Source organism: Citrobacter youngae (assembly GCF_003818115.1).
GTDB lineage: Bacteria > Pseudomonadota > Gammaproteobacteria > Enterobacterales > Enterobacteriaceae > Citrobacter > Citrobacter youngae.
The window spans coordinates 202312-220574 of record NZ_RPOI01000016.1 but is presented as its reverse complement, the minus strand read 5'-3'; the positions used below and the strand labels follow the sequence as shown (position 1 = coordinate 220574).

The 18263-nt window shown below is 55.4% G+C and carries 13 protein-coding genes; 7 read left to right on the top strand and 6 right to left on the bottom strand.

The window, feature by feature from the left end; genetic code table 11:
* The first annotated feature begins 233 nt into the window (after positions 1 to 233).
* From EHN13_RS14150 to trhP, 7 genes are all read left to right on the top strand, one after another.
* On the top strand, positions 234 to 1481 hold the full coding sequence (locus EHN13_RS14150; RefSeq protein WP_124021609.1) for an MdtA/MuxA family multidrug efflux RND transporter periplasmic adaptor subunit: 1248 nt from the start codon (positions 234 to 236) through the stop codon (positions 1479 to 1481).
* Positions 1481 to 4603, top strand: a complete 3123-nt coding sequence (locus tag EHN13_RS14145; RefSeq protein WP_124021608.1) for an MdtB/MuxB family multidrug efflux RND transporter permease subunit — start codon at positions 1481 to 1483, stop codon at positions 4601 to 4603. The genes EHN13_RS14150 and EHN13_RS14145 overlap by 1 nt, the downstream gene beginning before the upstream one ends.
* Complete coding sequence (mdtC, locus tag EHN13_RS14140; RefSeq protein WP_124021607.1) at positions 4604 to 7684, top strand: multidrug efflux RND transporter permease subunit MdtC; 3081 nt, start codon at positions 4604 to 4606, stop codon at positions 7682 to 7684.
* Positions 7681 to 9093, top strand: a complete 1413-nt coding sequence (gene mdtD, locus EHN13_RS14135; RefSeq protein WP_124021606.1) for an MFS transporter — start codon at positions 7681 to 7683, stop codon at positions 9091 to 9093. The genes mdtC and mdtD overlap by 4 nt, the downstream gene beginning before the upstream one ends.
* Entirely contained in the window at positions 9093 to 10496 is a 1404-nt protein-coding gene (gene baeS / locus EHN13_RS14130; RefSeq protein WP_124021605.1) for an envelope stress sensor histidine kinase BaeS, read from the top strand. Before mdtD ends, baeS begins: the two co-directional genes overlap by 1 nt.
* A complete protein-coding gene (baeR, locus tag EHN13_RS14125) occupies positions 10493 to 11215 on the top strand; it encodes an envelope stress response regulator BaeR (protein WP_008785214.1) in 723 nt (240 codons plus the stop codon). The genes baeS and baeR overlap by 4 nt, the downstream gene beginning before the upstream one ends.
* Before the next feature lie 165 nt (positions 11216 to 11380).
* The gene (trhP, locus tag EHN13_RS14120; RefSeq protein WP_048212055.1) at positions 11381 to 12742 is read left to right on the top strand and encodes a prephenate-dependent tRNA uridine(34) hydroxylase TrhP; all 1362 of its coding nucleotides are present in this window, start codon (positions 11381 to 11383) and stop codon (positions 12740 to 12742) included.
* A 663-nt stretch (positions 12743 to 13405) separates the two neighbouring features.
* Here the strand turns inward: trhP and EHN13_RS14110 are convergent.
* The 6 genes from EHN13_RS14110 to EHN13_RS14085 form a co-directional block, all read right to left on the bottom strand.
* On the bottom strand, positions 13406 to 13627 hold the full coding sequence (locus EHN13_RS14110; RefSeq protein WP_047090157.1) for a DNA-binding transcriptional regulator: 222 nt from the start codon (positions 13625 to 13627) through the stop codon (positions 13406 to 13408).
* 75 nt (positions 13628 to 13702) lie between these two features.
* A complete protein-coding gene (locus EHN13_RS14105; RefSeq protein ID WP_124021603.1) occupies positions 13703 to 14872 on the bottom strand; it encodes a phage late control D family protein in 1170 nt (389 codons plus the stop codon).
* The gene (locus EHN13_RS14100) at positions 14869 to 15333 is read right to left on the bottom strand and encodes a phage tail protein (RefSeq protein ID WP_124021602.1); all 465 of its coding nucleotides are present in this window, start codon (positions 15331 to 15333) and stop codon (positions 14869 to 14871) included. The genes EHN13_RS14105 and EHN13_RS14100 overlap by 4 nt, the downstream gene beginning before the upstream one ends.
* A gap of 13 nt (positions 15334 to 15346) precedes the next feature.
* Positions 15347 to 17788 (bottom strand): phage tail tape measure protein, encoded by a 2442-nt coding sequence (locus tag EHN13_RS14095; RefSeq protein WP_124021601.1) that lies wholly within the window; start codon positions 17786 to 17788, stop codon positions 15347 to 15349.
* Positions 17778 to 17936, bottom strand: a complete 159-nt coding sequence (locus EHN13_RS14090) for a GpE family phage tail protein (RefSeq protein WP_306308100.1) — start codon at positions 17934 to 17936, stop codon at positions 17778 to 17780. The genes EHN13_RS14095 and EHN13_RS14090 overlap by 11 nt, the downstream gene beginning before the upstream one ends.
* Positions 17933 to 18247 (bottom strand): phage tail assembly protein, encoded by a 315-nt coding sequence (locus EHN13_RS14085; protein ID WP_124021600.1) that lies wholly within the window; start codon positions 18245 to 18247, stop codon positions 17933 to 17935. Before EHN13_RS14085 ends, EHN13_RS14090 begins: the two co-directional genes overlap by 4 nt.
* Between the last annotated feature and the right edge of the window lie 16 nt (positions 18248 to 18263).

The following is an 18263-nucleotide window of genomic DNA, read 5'->3' as shown; positions in this document are numbered from 1 at the left end:
TTCCAGCGTCCCGCTGAAATCTCTGGCTTACCTCCTTTTGCCTTAAACGCACTCTAGCGCACTATTTCTTCTTCGCCGTTTTCAGCGCTTAATGTTGCGTCACGCCTCGCAAAGCCGCGTCAGCATTCAGACGAATCCAGACAGTGTTTCATAATTCCTCCATTTTTCTCCCTTGTTCGCTGGCTAAACTAGTATCATTCCGCGAATCGTTTCAGGATGAGAAACTCATAACAATGAAAGGCAGTAAGAAATCCCGCTGGGTGATAGCAATCGTGATCGTCGTGGCCGCCGTCGCCGCCATCTGGTTCTGGCAAAGCCGTAGCGCTTCCCAGGAAACCGCACCGGGCGCGACCAAACCAGCGCAGCACACGCCTGGGTCGGCACGCCGTGGAATGCGCTCCGGACCGTTGGCTCCCGTGCAGGCTGCCACCGCCACCGAGGAAGCCGTTCCACGTTACCTGACAGGGCTGGGTACCATTACTGCCGCCAATACCGCCACGGTACGCAGTCGCGTGGACGGTCAGCTCATTGCCTTACACTTTGAGGAAGGACAACAGGTAAAAGCCGGCGACCTGCTGGCAGAGATAGATCCCAGTCAGTTCAAAGTCGCACTGGCGCAGGCGCAGGGGCAACTGGCAAAAGATAAAGCCACGCTGGCCAATGCCCGTCGCGACCTCGCCCGCTATCAGCAGTTGGTTAAAACCAATCTGGTCTCTCGTCAGGAACTGGATGCGCAACAGGCGCTGGTCAATGAGACGTTAGGCACAATCAAAGCGGATGAAGCCAGCGTCGCCAGCGCTCAGTTGCAGCTCGACTGGAGTCGGATAACCGCACCTGTCGATGGTCGTGTCGGCCTGAAGCTGGTCGATGTCGGTAACCAAATTTCCAGCGGCGATACCACCGGGATCGTCGTCATTACGCAAACTCATCCCATCGACCTGATATTTACTTTGCCTGAAAACGACATTGCTACCGTGTTGCAGGCACAAAAATCGGGGAGCCAGCTGAAGGTCGAAGCCTGGGACCGAACCAATTCACAAAAACTGAGTGAAGGCGTCCTGCTCAGTCTCGACAATCAGATTGATGCCACTACAGGAACCATCAAAGTTAAAGCCCGTTTTAACAATCAGGATGATGCGTTATTCCCTAACCAGTTCGTCAACGCCCGCATGCTGGTCGACACGCAGCAAAATGCCGTTGTGATCCCAACAGCAGCCCTGCAGATGGGCAACGAAGGCCACTTTGTCTGGGTACTGAATAGCGACAACAAAGTGAGCAAGCATCTGGTTAAACCGGGTATTCAGGACAGCCAAAAAGTGGTGATCGCCGCAGGGTTGTCCGCTGGCGATCGGGTCGTGACTGACGGTATTGACCGTCTGACGGAAGGCGCAAAAGTCGAAGTCGTTGAGGCGCACGACGCCTCTGTTTCCGATGAGAAAACAGCGCCACGCGGATACGGCAAAAAAGGAGCCAACTCCTGATGCAGGTGTTACCTCCGGACAACACAGGCGGGCCATCGCGCCTGTTCATTCTGCGCCCCGTAGCCACTACGCTGCTGATGGTCGCGATTTTGCTTGCCGGTATTATCGGTTATCGCTTCCTGCCAATCGCCGCCTTACCTGAAGTGGATTACCCCACGATTCAGGTCGTTACGCTCTACCCCGGCGCCAGCCCGGACGTCATGACCTCGGCGGTAACCGCGCCGCTTGAACGTCAGTTTGGCCAGATGTCTGGCTTAAAACAGATGTCATCACAAAGCTCCGGTGGCGCATCGGTCGTCACGTTGCAGTTTCAACTGACGCTCCCGCTGGATGTTGCCGAGCAGGAAGTTCAGGCCGCGATTAACGCCGCCACCAATTTATTACCCAGCGATCTACCTAACCCTCCGGTCTACAGCAAGGTAAACCCGGCAGATCCGCCGATCATGACGCTGGCGGTCACTTCCAGCGCCATGCCGATGACGCAGGTGGAAGATATGGTCGAAACCCGCGTCGCGCAGAAAATCTCTCAGGTATCCGGCGTGGGTCTGGTAACACTTTCCGGTGGGCAACGTCCGGCGGTCCGCGTGAAACTTAACGCTCAGGCCATTGCCGCACTGGGTCTGACCAGCGAAACCATCCGTACGGCCATTACCGGTGCCAACGTCAATTCAGCAAAAGGGAGTCTTGATGGCCCAACGCGCGCCGTTACCCTTTCAGCTAACGACCAGATGCAGTCCGCAGATGAATATCGTCAGCTCATTATTGCCTATAAAAACGGTGCGCCGGTTCGTCTGGGCGATGTCGCTACCGTCGAACAAGGAGCAGAAAACAGCTGGCTGGGTGCATGGGCAAATAAGCAACAAGCTATAGTGATGAATGTGCAGCGCCAGCCTGGGGCGAACATTATCTCCACGGCAGACAGTATCCGCCAGATGCTGCCACAACTCACCGAAAGCCTGCCCAAATCGGTTAAGGTCAGCGTACTTTCCGATCGTACCACCAATATTCGTGCCTCTGTTGCAGACACCCAGTTCGAGTTGATGCTGGCGATAGCGCTGGTGGTGATGATTATCTACCTGTTTCTGCGCAATGTTCCGGCGACGATTATTCCTGCAGTCGCCGTACCGTTGTCGTTAATCGGCACCTTCGCGGTGATGGTATTTCTTGATTTCTCCATCAACAATCTGACCTTAATGGCGCTAACCATCGCGACAGGCTTTGTTGTGGATGACGCTATCGTGGTTATCGAGAATATTTCACGCTATATCGAAAAAGGCGAAAAACCGCTGACTGCTGCCCTGAAGGGCGCGGGCGAGATTGGTTTTACCATCATCTCCCTGACGTTTTCATTGATTGCGGTATTGATCCCACTGCTATTCATGGGCGATATCGTCGGGCGCTTGTTCCGTGAATTCGCCGTTACGCTGGCGGTGGCGATTCTGATTTCCGCCGTTGTCTCGCTCACTCTTACGCCGATGATGTGCGCGCGTATGCTGAATCAGGCCTCATTGCGTAAGCAGAATCGCTTCTCCCGCGCCTCAGAGCGAATGTTTGATCGCGTCATAGCCGGGTACGGTCATTGGCTGGCAAAAGTACTTAACCACCCGTGGCTGACGCTGAGCGTAGCGCTCGGCACGCTGGCATTGAGCGTCATGCTATGGGTTTTCATCCCCAAAGGTTTCTTCCCAATCCAGGACAACAGTATTATCCAGGGTACGCTACAGGTGCCGCAGTCCAGCTCATTCGCCAGCATGGCCGAGCGCCAGCGTCAGGTTTCAGATGTCATCCTTAAAGATCCGGCGGTAGAGAGCCTGACCGCTTTTGTCGGTGTGGATGGTACTAATACGGCATTGAACAGCGCGCGTTTGCAAATCAACCTTAAACCGCTGGACGAACGTGACGATCGGGTGCAGAAAGTGATTGCGCGCTTACAGGACGCGGTTGACAGGGTTCCCGGAGTTGACCTTTATCTTCAGCCCACTCAGGATCTGACGATTGATACTCAGGTCAGCCGGACGCAATATCAGTTCACGCTGCAAGCGACATCCCTTGATGCCCTCAGCACCTGGGTTCCACAGCTGTTAGCAAAACTACAGCAGCTACCGCAACTGTCCGATGTCAGCAGCGACTGGCAGGACAAAGGGCTGGTAGCGTATGTGAACGTCAATCGCGACAGCGCCAGCCGTTTGGGCATCAGCATGGCGGATGTCGACAACGCCCTGTACAACGCCTTCGGTCAGCGGCTGATTTCAACCATCTACACCCAGGCCAACCAGTATCGCGTGGTGTTAGAACATGACACCAACAATACGCTGGGGCTTGCGGCACTGGATACAATACGTCTGACCAGTAGCGACGGTGGCATAGTACCGCTCAGCGCGATCGCCAGTATTGAACAGCGTTTTGCCCCGCTGTCGATTAACCACCTCGATCAGTTCCCGGTCACCACCATCTCGTTCAACGTGCCAGACGAACATTCGCTGGGTGATGCGGTACAGGCGATTCTGGATGCTGAAAAAACGCTTAACCTGCCTGCTAACATTACCACTCAGTTCCAGGGCAGTACGCTGGCCTTCCAGGCTGCCCTGGGCAATACCATCTGGTTGATTGTGGCGGCGGTTGTGGCGATGTATATCGTCCTCGGCGTGCTGTATGAGAGCTTTATTCACCCAATTACTATTCTCTCCACGCTGCCGACGGCGGGCGTCGGGGCACTGCTGGCGTTAATGATTGCCGGCAGCGAACTGGACGTCATCGCGATTATTGGCATTATTTTGCTCATCGGTATCGTCAAGAAAAACGCCATCATGATGATCGACTTTGCCCTTGCCGCTGAGCGCGAACAAGGCATGGCACCGTGCGATGCTATTTTCCAGGCCTGTCTGCTGCGTTTCCGCCCAATTCTGATGACTACGCTGGCGGCACTGCTCGGCGCGTTGCCGCTGATGTTAAGTACCGGCGTGGGCGCAGAGTTACGCCGTCCATTAGGCATTGGCATGGTCGGTGGACTGCTGGTGAGTCAGGTATTAACCCTGTTTACCACCCCGGTAATTTATCTGCTGTTTGACCGTCTGTCGCTGTATGTGAAAAGCCGCTTCCCGCGTCAGGAAGAGGAAGCGTAAATGAAATTTTTCGCGCTTTTCATTCATCGGCCGGTGGCGACCATTCTCATTTCGGTGGCTATCACCCTGTGCGGTATTCTGGGCTTTCGTCTGCTGCCGGTCGCTCCGCTGCCGCAGGTGGATTTTCCGGTGATAATGGTCAGCGCATCATTACCCGGTGCCTCCCCTGAAACGATGGCGTCTTCGGTCGCAACTCCGCTGGAGCGATCGCTGGGCCGCATCGCGGGCGTAAACGAAATGACTTCGAGTAGTTCGCTTGGCAGTACGCGTATTATTCTCGAATTCAAATTCGACCGTGACATCAATGGCGCGGCGCGGGACGTTCAGGCCGCGATTAACGCCGCGCAAAGCCTGCTGCCCAGCGGGATGCCGAGCCGACCAACGTATCGCAAAGCTAACCCTTCAGATGCGCCAATCATGATCCTGACGCTGACGTCGGACACTTACTCGCAGGGTGAACTGTACGATTTCGCATCAACACAACTGGCGCAGACCATCGCGCAAATCGACGGTGTGGGCGACGTGGACGTTGGAGGCAGTTCTCTGCCTGCCGTGCGGGTAGGACTCAACCCGCAGGCGCTGTTTAACCAGGGCGTGTCGCTGGACGACGTGCGTAGCGCGATCGACAACGCTAACGTGCGTAAGCCGCAGGGCGCTATCGAGAATGATACCCATCGCTGGCAGGTACAAACTAACGATGAACTGAAAACCGCAGCTGAGTACCAACCGATTATCATTCACTACAACAACGGCGCAGCGGTACGGCTGGGTGACGTTGCATCGGTGAGCGACTCGGTGCAGGACGTACGCAATGCCGGGATGACCAACGCCAAACCGGCCATTCTGTTGATGATCCGCAAGCTGCCGGAAGCCAATATTATTCAGACGGTAGACAGCATTCGCGCCAAATTACCTGAGTTACAAACGCTGGTCCCGGCCGCCATCGACCTGCAAATCGCCCAGGACCGTTCACCGACCATTCGCGCTTCACTAGAGGAAGTCGAACAGACGCTGATTATCTCCGTGGCGCTGGTTATCCTGGTGGTCTTTGTTTTCCTGCGCTCCGGGCGCGCGACCTTAATCCCCGCAGTAGCGGTTCCGGTCTCGCTGATTGGTACCTTTGCCGCCATGTATCTGTGCGGATTCAGCCTGAATAACCTGTCGTTGATGGCGTTAACCATTGCGACGGGATTTGTCGTCGATGATGCCATTGTGGTACTGGAAAATATTGCCCGCCACCTGGAAGCGGGAATGAAGCCACTCCAGGCGGCATTACAGGGTACGCGCGAAGTGGGATTCACGGTGCTCTCCATGAGCCTGTCGCTGGTGGCGGTTTTCCTGCCTCTGCTGTTAATGGGGGGATTGCCTGGGCGCCTGTTGTGCGAATTTGCCGTCACGCTGTCGGTTGCCATCGGCATTTCACTGCTGGTATCGCTGACGTTGACGCCGATGATGTGCGGCTGGATGCTCAAATCCAGCACGCCACGCGAACAATCGCGTAAGCGGGGATTTGGCCGTGTATTGGTGGCATTACAACAAAGCTACGCCACCTCGCTGAAGTGGGTGCTACGCCACACGCGCATGGTGGGCGTGGTGCTACTCGCAACCATTGCCCTGAACGTCTGGCTCTATATTTCAATCCCCAAAACCTTCTTCCCGGAGCAGGATACCGGCGTACTCATGGGCGGGATCCAGGCCGACCAGAGCATCTCTTTCCAGGCGATGCGCGGCAAACTGCAGGACTTTATGAAGATCATCCGCGACGATCCTGCGGTGAATAACGTTACCGGGTTTACCGGCGGATCACGCGTCAACAGCGGAATGATGTTTATCACCCTGAAGCCACGTGGCGAACGTCACGAAACGGCGCAACAGGTGATCGACCGCCTGCGTGTCGCGCTTGCCAAAGAACCCGGCGCAAACCTGTTTCTGATGGCGGTGCAGGATATTCGCGTCGGTGGTCGTCAGGCTAATGCCAGCTACCAATACACTCTGTTATCAGATGACCTCGCAGCACTACGCGAGTGGGAACCGAAAATCCGTAAGGCGCTTGCCGCCCTGCCCCAACTGGCTGACGTCAACTCCGATCAGCAGGACAATGGCGCGGAGATGAATCTTATCTACGATCGCGACACCATGTCTCGTCTGGGGATCGACGTCGCAGCCGCCAACAGCCTGCTGAATAACGCCTTTGGTCAGCGAGAAATTTCAACCATCTATCAGCCGATGAACCAGTACAAAGTGGTGATGGAGGTCGACAGGCGTTACACCCAGGACATTAGCGCGCTGGACAAAATGTTCGTCATCAACAATGACGGTAAGGCGATCCCGTTATCGTACTTTGCCAAATGGCAACCGGCGAATGCGCCGCTATCGGTAAACCATCAGGGATTATCTGCCGCCTCAACCGTGTCGTTTAACCTGCCGACGGGTTCTTCTTTATCTGAGGCGACAGAGGCCATCAACCGAACCATGACCCAGCTCGGCGTTCCCTCCACGGTTCGCGGCAGCTTTGCCGGTACGGCGCAGGTATTTCAGGACACCATGAACTCACAGGTGATCCTGATCATCGCCGCTATTGCCACGGTCTACATCGTGCTGGGCATGCTGTATGAAAGCTATGTTCACCCGCTGACCATTCTCTCCACGCTACCTTCAGCGGGCGTTGGGGCTTTGCTGGCGCTGGAGCTGTTCAATGCCCCGTTCAGCCTAATCGCCCTGATAGGGATCATGCTATTAATTGGCATTGTGAAGAAAAACGCCATCATGATGGTCGATTTTGCGCTGGAAGCGCAGAGAAATGGCAATTTGCAGCCGGAAGAAGCGATTTTCCAGGCCTGCCTGCTGCGTTTTCGCCCAATAATGATGACCACGCTGGCGGCCCTGTTTGGTGCGCTGCCGCTGGTGTTATCCGCAGGGGATGGCTCCGAACTGCGCCAGCCACTGGGGATAACCATTGTTGGCGGCCTGGTCGTGAGCCAACTCCTGACGCTGTACACCACGCCCGTGGTCTATCTCTTTTTCGACCGTCTGCGTCTGCGTTTTTCGCGTAAAAACAGCAAACCGGTAGCAGAGTTATGACAGAACTTCCCGACAGCACCCGCTGGCAACTTTGGATTGTGGCATTTGGCTTTTTTATGCAGTCGCTGGATACCACCATCGTCAACACCGCGCTTCCCTCGATGGCCAAAAGCCTCGGGGAAAGCCCACTGCATATGCACATGGTCATTGTGTCGTATGTGCTTACCGTTGCCGTAATGCTCCCCGCCAGCGGCTGGCTGGCTGATAAAATCGGTGTGCGCAATATATTCTTCACCGCTATCATTCTGTTTACGCTGGGATCGCTTTTTTGCGCCTGGTCCGGAACGCTGAATGAACTGGTGATGGCTCGCGTGTTACAAGGTGTAGGCGGCGCGATGATGGTGCCGGTCGGCAGGTTGACGGTGATGAAAATCGTCCCACGCGAGCAATACATGGCGGCAATGACATTCGTCACCTTGCCCGGTCAGATTGGTCCACTTCTGGGCCCGGCATTAGGCGGTATTCTGGTTGAGTACGCCTCCTGGCACTGGATCTTTTTGATTAACATTCCGGTAGGCATTGTCGGGGCAATAGCGACGTTAATGCTGATGCCCAACTACACCATGCAAACCCGACGCTTCGATCTCTCCGGATTCGCGATGCTGGCGGTCGGTATGGCGGTGCTGACGCTGGCGCTCGATGGCAGCAAAGGAACCGGCCTCTCCAGTCTCACGCTGGCGGCGCTGGTTACCTGCGGGGTGTTGGCTATTGCGCTGTATCTGAAACACGCCCATCGAAATCCCCGCGCGCTGTTCAGTCTGAATTTGTTTCGCACACCGACCTTCTCACTAGGTCTTTTTGGTAGTTTTGCCGGTCGCATCGGCAGCGGTATGCTGCCGTTTATGACGCCGGTGTTTTTACAGATTGGCCTCGGTTTTTCACCGTTTCATGCCGGGCTGATGATGATCCCGATGGTACTGGGCAGTATGGGCATGAAGCGTATTGTGGTGCAGGTCGTTAACCGCTTTGGCTACCGTCGCGTACTGGTCGCGACGACGCTTGGCCTGTCGCTGGTCAGTTTGCTGTTGATGACCACCGCGCTGCTCGGCTGGTATTACGCCCTGCCCTTCGTGCTGTTCTTACAGGGTATGGTCAACTCAACGCGCTTTTCATCCATGAATACCCTGACGTTAAAAGATCTGCCTGACGATCTCGCCAGCAGCGGCAACAGCCTGCTGTCGATGATCATGCAACTGTCGATGAGTATCGGGGTAACCATCGCCGGTCTGTTGTTAGGCATGTTCGGGCAGCAACATATCGCCATCGACAGCGCGTCTACGCATACCGTCTTTATGTATACCTGGCTGTGCATTGCGTTCCTTATCGCACTGCCCGCCATCATTTTTGCCCGCGTGCCGGACGACACGCAGACCAACGCGGTGATTTCACGGCGCAAAAGGAGTACCTGATGAAGTTCTGGCGGCCCGGTATCACCGGCAAACTGTTTCTGGCGATTTTCGCCACCTGCATTGTGTTGCTGATCAGCATGCACTGGGCCGTACGCATAAGCTTCGAACGCGGTTTTATCGACTATATTAAGCACGGTAACGAACAGCGGCTGCAAATGTTGAGTGATGCGCTCGGCGAACAGTATGAACAACATGGCAACTGGCGATTTTTGCGCAATAACGATCGGTTTGTTTTTCAGATCCTACGTTCTTTTGAACACGACAACGACGATGATAAACCGGGTCCAGGTATGCCGCCGCACGGCTGGCGTACACAGTTTTGGGTTGTCGATCAAAATGCCCACGTACTGGTCGGCCCGCGGGCTCCGATCCCCCGCGACGGTATGCGCCATCCCATCCGCGTCAACGGTAGCGAAGTGGGTGCTGTGATTGCCTCTCCGGTGGAGCGCTTAACGCGTAATACCGATATCAATTTCGACATGCAGCAAAGACGTTCCAGCTGGCTTATCGTTGCGCTCTCCACGATCCTGGCGGCGCTGGCAACGTTTACGCTGGCGCGTAGCCTGCTGGCCCCGGTCAAACGGCTGGTGGAAGGCACGCACAAACTTGCGGCTGGTGATTTCACCACTCGCGTTGCGCCGACCAGTACGGATGAGCTGGGTAAACTGGCGCTGGACTTTAACCAGCTCGCCAGTACGCTGGAAAAAAACCAGCAGATGCGCCGTGACTTTATGGCCGATATTTCTCATGAACTGCGCACGCCGCTGGCAGTTTTGCGCGGCGAACTCGAAGCCATCCAGGATGGTGTACGTCAGTTCACGCCGGATTCGGTAGCCTCACTGCAGGCCGAAGTCGGTACGCTCACCAAACTGGTAGACGATCTCCATCAGCTTTCTATGTCTGATGAAGGTGCGCTGGCCTATCAGAAAACCTCGCTGGACCTGATCCCTCTGCTGGAAGTGGCCAGCGGCGCGTTTCGTGAACGTTTTGCCAGCCGTGGACTGACGATCCAACTTTCACTCCCGGACAGCATGACAGTCTTTGGCGACAGGGATCGCCTGCTGCAACTGTTTAACAACCTACTGGAAAACAGCCTGCGCTACACCGACAGCGGTGGCGGTCTGCATATCAGCGCCGAACAGCGCGAGCGGATGGTGTTATTAACCTTCGCCGATTCCGCCCCCGGCGTTAGCGACGAACAGCTACAGAAACTGTTTGAACGTTTTTACCGCACCGAAGGGTCCCGTAACCGGGCCAGCGGAGGGTCCGGGCTGGGGCTGGCAATTTGCGTCAACATCGTCCAGGCGCATAATGGTCTGATCCGCGCCGCCCATTCGCCTTTTGGCGGGGTTAGCATTACAGTAGAATTACCGCTGGAACGCGATTTACAGAGAGATGTATGACTGAGTTACCCATTGATGAAAACACGCCGCGTATTCTGATCGTGGAAGACGAACCCAAGCTGGGGCAACTGCTAATCGACTACCTGCGTGCGGCAAGCTATGCCCCTACGCTCATCAATCACGGTGATCTGGTGTTGCCTTACGTACGCCAGACGCCGCCCGATCTGATCTTGTTAGATCTGATGTTGCCAGGTACCGACGGTCTGACTCTGTGTCGGGAGATTCGTCGTTTCTCGGAAGTCCCCATCATGATGGTGACCGCCAAAATCGAAGAGATTGACCGCCTGCTGGGGCTGGAGATCGGCGCCGATGACTACATTTGTAAACCGTACAGCCCGCGGGAAGTCGTCGCGCGAGTGAAAACGATCCTGCGCCGTTGCAAGCCACAGCGCGAACTGCAACAAATGGATGCAGACAGCCCGCTGATTGTCGATGAAGGTCGTTTTCAGGCGTCCTGGCGTGGGAAAATGCTCGACTTAACACCCGCCGAATTCCGCTTACTCAAAACGCTGTCGCATGAACCGGGAAAAGTATTCTCTCGCGAACAGTTGCTTAATCATCTCTACGACGATTACCGCGTGGTTACTGACCGCACTATCGACAGCCATATCAAGAACCTGCGCCGTAAACTGGAATCGCTGGATACAGAGCAGTCGTTTATCCGCGCGGTCTATGGCGTAGGATATCGCTGGGAAGCCGATGCCTGCCGGATTGCTTAATCTGCCAGAAGTCAAAAAGGCCGGGTAAGGCGAAACGCCCACCCGGCACAATAACTTTACCTACCCGTCACGCAGCGATACAATGCCCGCCCTTAATATGGGGGCACTCCCCCAACCGCTTCATTCAGTGAAGCGAGTCTGACCTGTCATCAGAACGAGAAAACTATGTTTAAACCGGAACTCCTTTCCCCGGCGGGAACGCTGAAAAATATGCGTTACGCTTTCGCCTATGGCGCAGATGCTGTGTATGCGGGCCAACCGCGTTACTCTCTGCGTGTACGCAACAACGAATTCAACCACGAAAACCTGCAGCTCGGCATTAATGAAGCCCATGAACTGGGTAAAAAATTCTATGTGGTGGTGAACATTGCCCCGCACAACGCCAAGCTGAAAACCTTCATTCGTGACCTGAAACCCGTTGTGGAAATGGGGCCGGATGCGCTGATCATGTCCGATCCAGGGCTTATCATGCTGGTGCGCGAAAACTTCCCGGAGATGGACATTCACCTTTCAGTACAGGCTAACGCCGTAAACTGGGCAACGGTGAAATTCTGGAAACAAATGGGGCTGACCCGCGTGATCCTGTCTCGCGAACTGTCGCTGGAAGAAATTGAAGAGATCCGCACCCAGGTGCCGGATATGGAGCTTGAGATCTTCGTTCACGGCGCGCTGTGCATGGCCTACTCCGGCCGTTGCCTGCTCTCTGGCTACATCAACAAGCGTGACCCAAACCAGGGAACCTGTACTAATGCCTGCCGCTGGGAATACAACGTGCAGGAAGGGAAAGAAGATGTAGTGGGTAATATCGTACACAAATATGAACCCATACCGGTACAAAACGTGGAACCGACGCTTGGGATCGGCGCGCCTACGGACAAAGTGTTTATGATTGAAGAAGCCCAGCGTCCGGGTGAATACATGACCGCGTTCGAAGACGAACACGGTACTTACATCATGAACTCAAAAGATTTACGCGCAATTGCCCACGTTGAACGCCTGACCCAGATGGGCGTGCATTCGCTGAAAATCGAAGGCCGTACCAAGTCTTACTATTACTGCGCCCGTACCGCACAGGTCTATCGTAAAGCCATTGACGATGCTGCAGCCGGTAAACCGTTCGATCCGCAACTGCTGGAAACACTGGAAGGCCTGGCGCACCGTGGTTATACCGAAGGATTCCTGCGCCGCCATACGCATGACGACTATCAGAACTACGAATACGGTTTTTCTGTTTCCGAACGTCAGCAGTTTGTCGGCGAATTCACCGGCGAACGCAAAGGCGATCTGGCCGCTGTACTGGTGAAAAACAAATTCACCGTCGGTGACAGTCTGGAGCTGATGACGCCTCAGGGTAACGTCAATTTCACCCTTGAGCAGATGGAAAACGCGAAAGGCGAAGCTATGCCAGTTGCGCCTGGTGATGGTTATACCGTATGGATGCCCGTACCGCAGGATATCGATCTGAATTATGCATTGTTGATGCGTAATTTTGCCGGTGAGTCCACGCGCAACCCGCATGCTAAGTAGTTAATTACGGTTATTTTTCAGCGTTCGGAAGATTCTTAGAAATCGATCACATACCGTTTCGTTCATTAAGGGTATTATCCCACCCGCTGAAAAACATAACCCATAAATGCTAGCTGTACCAGGAACCACCTCCTTAGCCTGCGTAATCTCCCTTACGCAGGCTTATTTTTTGCCTGCAATCTACTGAAATAAATGGATTTATTTCTTACAATGTCCACACATTGACCACATCGATACTAAAAGCCTCGCTTTTGCGAGGCTTATCCCTTCGTCACCTGAACTAAAAAGTAATGCCACACTAGGCAAGAAGAAGCCTTCACACCTCATGTTTTCGGGTTGTATAAATGAGACACCAGACACTTATTTTCGAGTAATACCAATGTATTCTCATTAAATATTGTGAAATATCTATGAAAACAAGGAATTGGCAAAGATGGATACCAAGAGAAGATTAAAGCGGGCTCTAAGTGCAATTGAAGACGCCATGACCGTTTTGAAGCGTACTCGCTCCAAGGTAGAGAATGGCCGTTCAGATATCAACAGGGCTATAAGTGAACTTGACGACGCTGAATCAAACATACGCAAAGCGATACGCGAACTACCGGACGATGTCTAATCGCGAAAATACAGAAACCCCCCGCATTCGCGGGGTTTTCTTTTGGCTCACAGCCAGGGCATTTGATGCTGACCGGTCATCGTCGGATGCGGTGGAGCCGGTACGACTTCCCCCGGTGAAACAATGAAACGCTCAACGGTTTCTGTCGTGACAAAAGTACAACTGCAGTTGATGTTTGTGCACTGATGATACCGCTCTTTTGTGGTATCAGAAAAATAGCGACTCGTGCGGGCATGGGCGGCGTAATGGCATTTCGGGCAGTGAAACATGATGAGCACCTCTGAGCGTTTTCAATACAGTAATTTTACTCACTTTAACTTTATAAAACAAATACATATATTACATTACTGCGCTATTTCTTCGCTCTCATACTCCACATCAGAAACCTTAACCTCAAGCTCTAAGCCCGTCGTGAAGCCACTCCCGTTAAGGCTGTGCACCACACGGCTGATTATCCATGCCTGCTCGTCTATCACGCGCTTAAAGCCTTTCACGGCCACCGGCGTTTCAGGAAATAAATCAGCCCGGCCAGTGGCAAGGGTAATGGAAAACTCCGCCACGCCTCGCTGTATCTTGTCCCACTTTGCCTGAGCCGCGCGCATGGCCTGCGCCTTTGTGGCATAGATGGTCGTGAGCTCAAGAACGTTGTCCGACTCTCCGGCCATGTACTCACCTTCCCACGCTTCCTGCTCTTTTTTCTTCTTAGCCTTTGCTGATGTTTTGGTGGCTTTCGGGTGCTGCAGCGCGCGCAGGTGCTGCTCTTTGGGTTTACGTTTGAGCTTTACCTTTTGCTTTTGTGGTTTCGGGTCTTTGGTATGTAGCCATTTCGCTGTCACGCCGGTGTAAGCCTCCCGGTCTGCAATGGCGAACTGATGGCGGTCGCCGTCGCCACGTTCGACGGTCATTTGGGGGATCGGCTTACCACTGGCCGTCATCGCACTACCGGCTTTCAGGAATAATAACTTCCCGGCTTTCACCGACACGGATGCACCATTACGCTCAGCAAGGCGGGACAAAAACGCCGCGTCGGATTCCTGCGTCTGGTCGATATGGGGAATGGCGATGGCTTTCAGAGAGTCAGCAACACTGGCCGTCAGCTTATTACGCTGCGCGATGGTCTCCACAATCACCCCAAGCGTGGTGTCGTGCCATGACTGCTCGCGCCGCGAGTTCAGCGTCCCGCGAAAATCGGCACTACGTCCCCGGATGGTCAGCGTATCAGGCGCGCCCCGGTGCTCGATTTCATCAACCGTGAAACTCCCCTTGTTAACCAGTGCGGATCCCTGCCAGCCCAGCCACAGCGTCAGCGATGCCCCACGCGGCGGCAGCTCGACCAGCCCGTCAGTATCATCAAGCGCGATATCGAGCTGGTCAGCCTCGAACCCGCGATTGTCGGTCATGGTCAGACCGATAAGCCGGTCGCTGAAATTCTGCGTGATATCCGCCCCGTCCAGCGTGAGCATATACGCAGGGGCAACACGCGCCCCGGCCTGAATATTCATTCCTGTTATCATCCTGCCAGCCCTCCCGCCCATTCACCGGCAGACGTGACCAGATTATCCGCCTGCGTTTTCAGGTCGCCATACATGGTCGCGAGCGACTCGTCGACGCGTTTCAGGGACAGAGTGAACTCGATTTTTCTCGCTGCGCCGTCGCTGAAAAGCTCGGTGTGGTTGTGGGTCACTTTATCGATAACGTACATCCCGTGGATCATGCCGGTTCCGTCAATCAGCGGCCATGCACGCCCCTCGTCGGCCATCAGCTCAATCGCCAGCAGCGACAGACGCCCGCCGGTGATTTCAGGGTACAGCGTCCCCGACAGGGTGCGTGAGGTTTCCCCCTCCCCGAGAAACTGATAAGCCGGTCGTTTGCCGATACGGTCATTGGACACCCAGCGGTAGTCCTTCGAATACTGCATTGACTGATGCGGCAGGGTGCGCCGTTCAAACACAAAAAATCCCAGCACCATTAACATTTTGCCCCCTCTCTCAGTCGAGTCTCATGTTGGATCGCTGACGCGCACGCTTTTCACGGTCAAGTTTGTCGACGGCGTCGCGGAGCTGGCGGTCAAGGTCTCCACCCGGCGCAACGCCACCCTGCAGGGTGATGTTGTATTCGCTTTTGCTCTGGTCTATATAAGAGCGACCTGCAGGCGCAGTGACCGGCTGATACGCCTGATACCCGCCATAACTTGCTGTCGCAGGGATATACCCGCCACCCGGTGAAGCCTTATCCGCTTTCGCTGCAGTCTGGTCGAGGTCGGTCGATTCTTTTTTGATAACGCCGAGTTTCTCCAGCAGCCAGTCAACCTTGCCGCTCAGGCTGTTAAACAGGTTGAGCGGCGTCATCAGCGCATCAGCCAGCGCCTGACCAAACGCCACGCCGACATTTTTGCAACTGTCGAGCGTGTCCTGCGTGGCTTTCACCGGCGCAAGCAGGTCTTTAAACCACTGGCAGACAACGCCCAGCTTTTCCGCAATGGCATCAAACACCGGCGCGAGCGGGGTAAACATCGCCCCCACCGGGGCAAAGGCAGCTTTCAGCCCCTCCACCACGCCCGAGAAGAATGCGCCAATCGGCTCCCAGTATTTACGGATGAGCAGCGCCCCGGCCACCACCGCCCCGGCAACCGCCAGCACCGGCAGGCTGATTGCGCCAATGGCCGTGACAATCGCGCCGCCGACCGTACTGAAAACCACCCCGAGTACGCCCGCCACCGCAATGATGGCATTTATCCCCATTACCAACGGCCATGCGATAAGGCCAATCCCGCCCATCACCCCCATTAGCGCCAGCGCGCCCCCGACCACCACGCCGATAGTGGTCGCCAGCCCCTTATTTTTCTGGATCCAGCCGTCGAGTCTGAGCACATACTGCGTGGCCGTCTGCGTCAGCTTACGCAGAGAGCCCTCCTGCTGGTCAAACAGGTCAGTCCCGACCGCCTCATAGGCTGACTGAAATTCTTTGAAGTCGCCGCCGAGGTTATCCTGCATAACCTTAACCAGCTCCTCGGTCTTGCCGTCCGAGGCTTTAAACGCGGCGGTGAGCTTATCGAGCTTGCCGGTTGAGGCCGCCGTCATCAGCACGGCGGCCGCCGAGCTGGCTTCCTCCCCGAAAATGGTTTTCATGTATTCCGCGCGCTGACCCGTCCCGAGATTATTTTTCTCAAAACTGCGCTGCATTTCTTTCAGGATGGAAAATATCGGGCGCGTGTTGCCCTTGCTGTCGGAGGTTTTCACCCCGAGCTCTTTGATGGCGTCGTAGGCTTTGCCGGTCGGTGCCTGCAGGCGACTCATGACGGCACGGCTTCCCGTTCCCGCCATCGAGCCAGTGATTTTGGAGTCGTGCAGCGCCCCCACCATCGCGGCGGTTTCCTCGATACTCACCCCGGCATTTTTCGCCACCGGCGCGGCATAGGTCAGCGCATCGCTCATCCCGTCAAAATCGGCGGCGGTTTTGTTCATCGTCATCGAGAGAACATCACCAATATGCGCGACCTTGTCATTTGAGAGCTGAAACGCTGATTTCATCCCGGTCAGCAGCGCGGCGTTCTCTTCCATCGTGCGCCTGTTAGATAACGCCATATTCAGCGTGACCGGCGTCGCCGCCTGAATGGCCGCCGCATCCCCGCCACTTTTGGCGATAATAATCTGCGCCCCCGCCGCATCATCGGCAGAGGCCGCCGTATTGTCCCCGAGCTGACGCGCCTGTTTGCGCAGCGCCTGCATTTCGGGTGACTGTTTGTCGACACCGAGCACCGCCTGCAGCTCTGAGTTCTTCTGCGCAAACTCATAGCCCGGCGTCAGCAGCTTAACCCCGGCCATCGTTCCCGCCGTCGCAATACCGACCCCGGCAGCGCCCGCCGCCGCCGCGTTACCGGCCAGTGATTTACCGGCCTGATACCGCTCTTTCACCCGGCTTAACTTCGCCTGCTGTGCGCTGACTTTCGCCAGTGCCTCACGCTGACGGTTGAGCTGGGCGGTGGTTTCACTGATACGGGATTTAAGCCCCCGCTCATCATTTGCCAGATTACGGGTATTAATTCCCGCCGCACCAAGCTCGCGCTGCTGGCGCTTTACTGACTCCGTGAGGCTGTTGTATTTCGTCTGCAGCCCTTCGGCGGCACGCTTCGCGGATTCAAGCACCTGCGCCTGTGCGCGCGTCGGGCGCTCCGTGTTTTTAAACTGCGTGGCGAGCGCTTCGGCTTCCTGTTTCGCTTTATCAAGCGCGTGACCGGTCACGGCAAGCTGTGCGCTGGCTTTTCGGAATCCGTCGATACGGGATGCCTGCGCATTCAGCTCGCGCAGGCTTTTCTGTGACGTGCGGATATCACCGGACAGGGATTTACTGGCGTTCTGGATCGCTTTGAGCGGGCGGCTCGCCCGGTCGACGGCATTCAGCAGCACCTCGATTCTGACGTTATTGCTCATGATGGTTTCCGCTTCGTTGCAGCGCCTTGTCGCGCCATGTCAGGAGCTCGGTCACGCTCAGGGAATGTAACTCTGATGGCGGCCAGTGGAAAATCACCGCGATATCCGCCATCAGGTCATCGACCGACAGGTTTTTCGGAAAGGTCAGCGACCCGAAGCAGGCGACAAAAAACCGACCACCTTCCCGGCCAGCGAAATCAGATCAGACGCATCGAGACGCGTGACCTCGTGCTCGGTCAGGGCGGGATACGTCATGCGCGGCAGCACTTTAATCAGCGCATCAACGTCAGAATTCGCCAGTGAGGCCAGTGACACCCCGCGCAGGGTTCCGGCATTCGGTTTGGTCAGCGTGACCTGCTCAATTTTCTGCTCACCGCGCATCAGCGGGGTATCAAAAATCACCACATGCGGATTGACGGTTTCAGTGTCAGCAACGGCAGTTTCATTGATATTTTTCATGGGTATTCTCATCAGG

Coding starts and splice junctions, on each gene's coding strand:
- EHN13_RS14150 (WP_124021609.1), top strand. CDS start 234: ATGAAAGGCAGTAAGAAATCCCGCTGGGTGATAGCAATCGTGATCGTC.
- EHN13_RS14145 (WP_124021608.1), top strand. CDS start 1,481: ATGCAGGTGTTACCTCCGGACAACACAGGCGGGCCATCGCGCCTGTTC.
- mdtC (WP_124021607.1), top strand. CDS start 4,604: ATGAAATTTTTCGCGCTTTTCATTCATCGGCCGGTGGCGACCATTCTC.
- mdtD (WP_124021606.1), top strand. CDS start 7,681: ATGACAGAACTTCCCGACAGCACCCGCTGGCAACTTTGGATTGTGGCA.
- baeS (WP_124021605.1), top strand. CDS start 9,093: ATGAAGTTCTGGCGGCCCGGTATCACCGGCAAACTGTTTCTGGCGATT.
- baeR (WP_008785214.1), top strand. CDS start 10,493: ATGACTGAGTTACCCATTGATGAAAACACGCCGCGTATTCTGATCGTG.
- trhP (WP_048212055.1), top strand. CDS start 11,381: ATGTTTAAACCGGAACTCCTTTCCCCGGCGGGAACGCTGAAAAATATG.
- EHN13_RS14110 (WP_047090157.1), bottom strand. CDS start 13,627: ATGTTTCACTGCCCGAAATGCCATTACGCCGCCCATGCCCGCACGAGT.
- EHN13_RS14105 (WP_124021603.1), bottom strand. CDS start 14,872: ATGATAACAGGAATGAATATTCAGGCCGGGGCGCGTGTTGCCCCTGCG.
- EHN13_RS14100 (WP_124021602.1), bottom strand. CDS start 15,333: ATGTTAATGGTGCTGGGATTTTTTGTGTTTGAACGGCGCACCCTGCCG.
- EHN13_RS14095 (WP_124021601.1), bottom strand. CDS start 17,788: ATGAGCAATAACGTCAGAATCGAGGTGCTGCTGAATGCCGTCGACCGG.
- EHN13_RS14085 (WP_124021600.1), bottom strand. CDS start 18,247: ATGAAAAATATCAATGAAACTGCCGTTGCTGACACTGAAACCGTCAAT.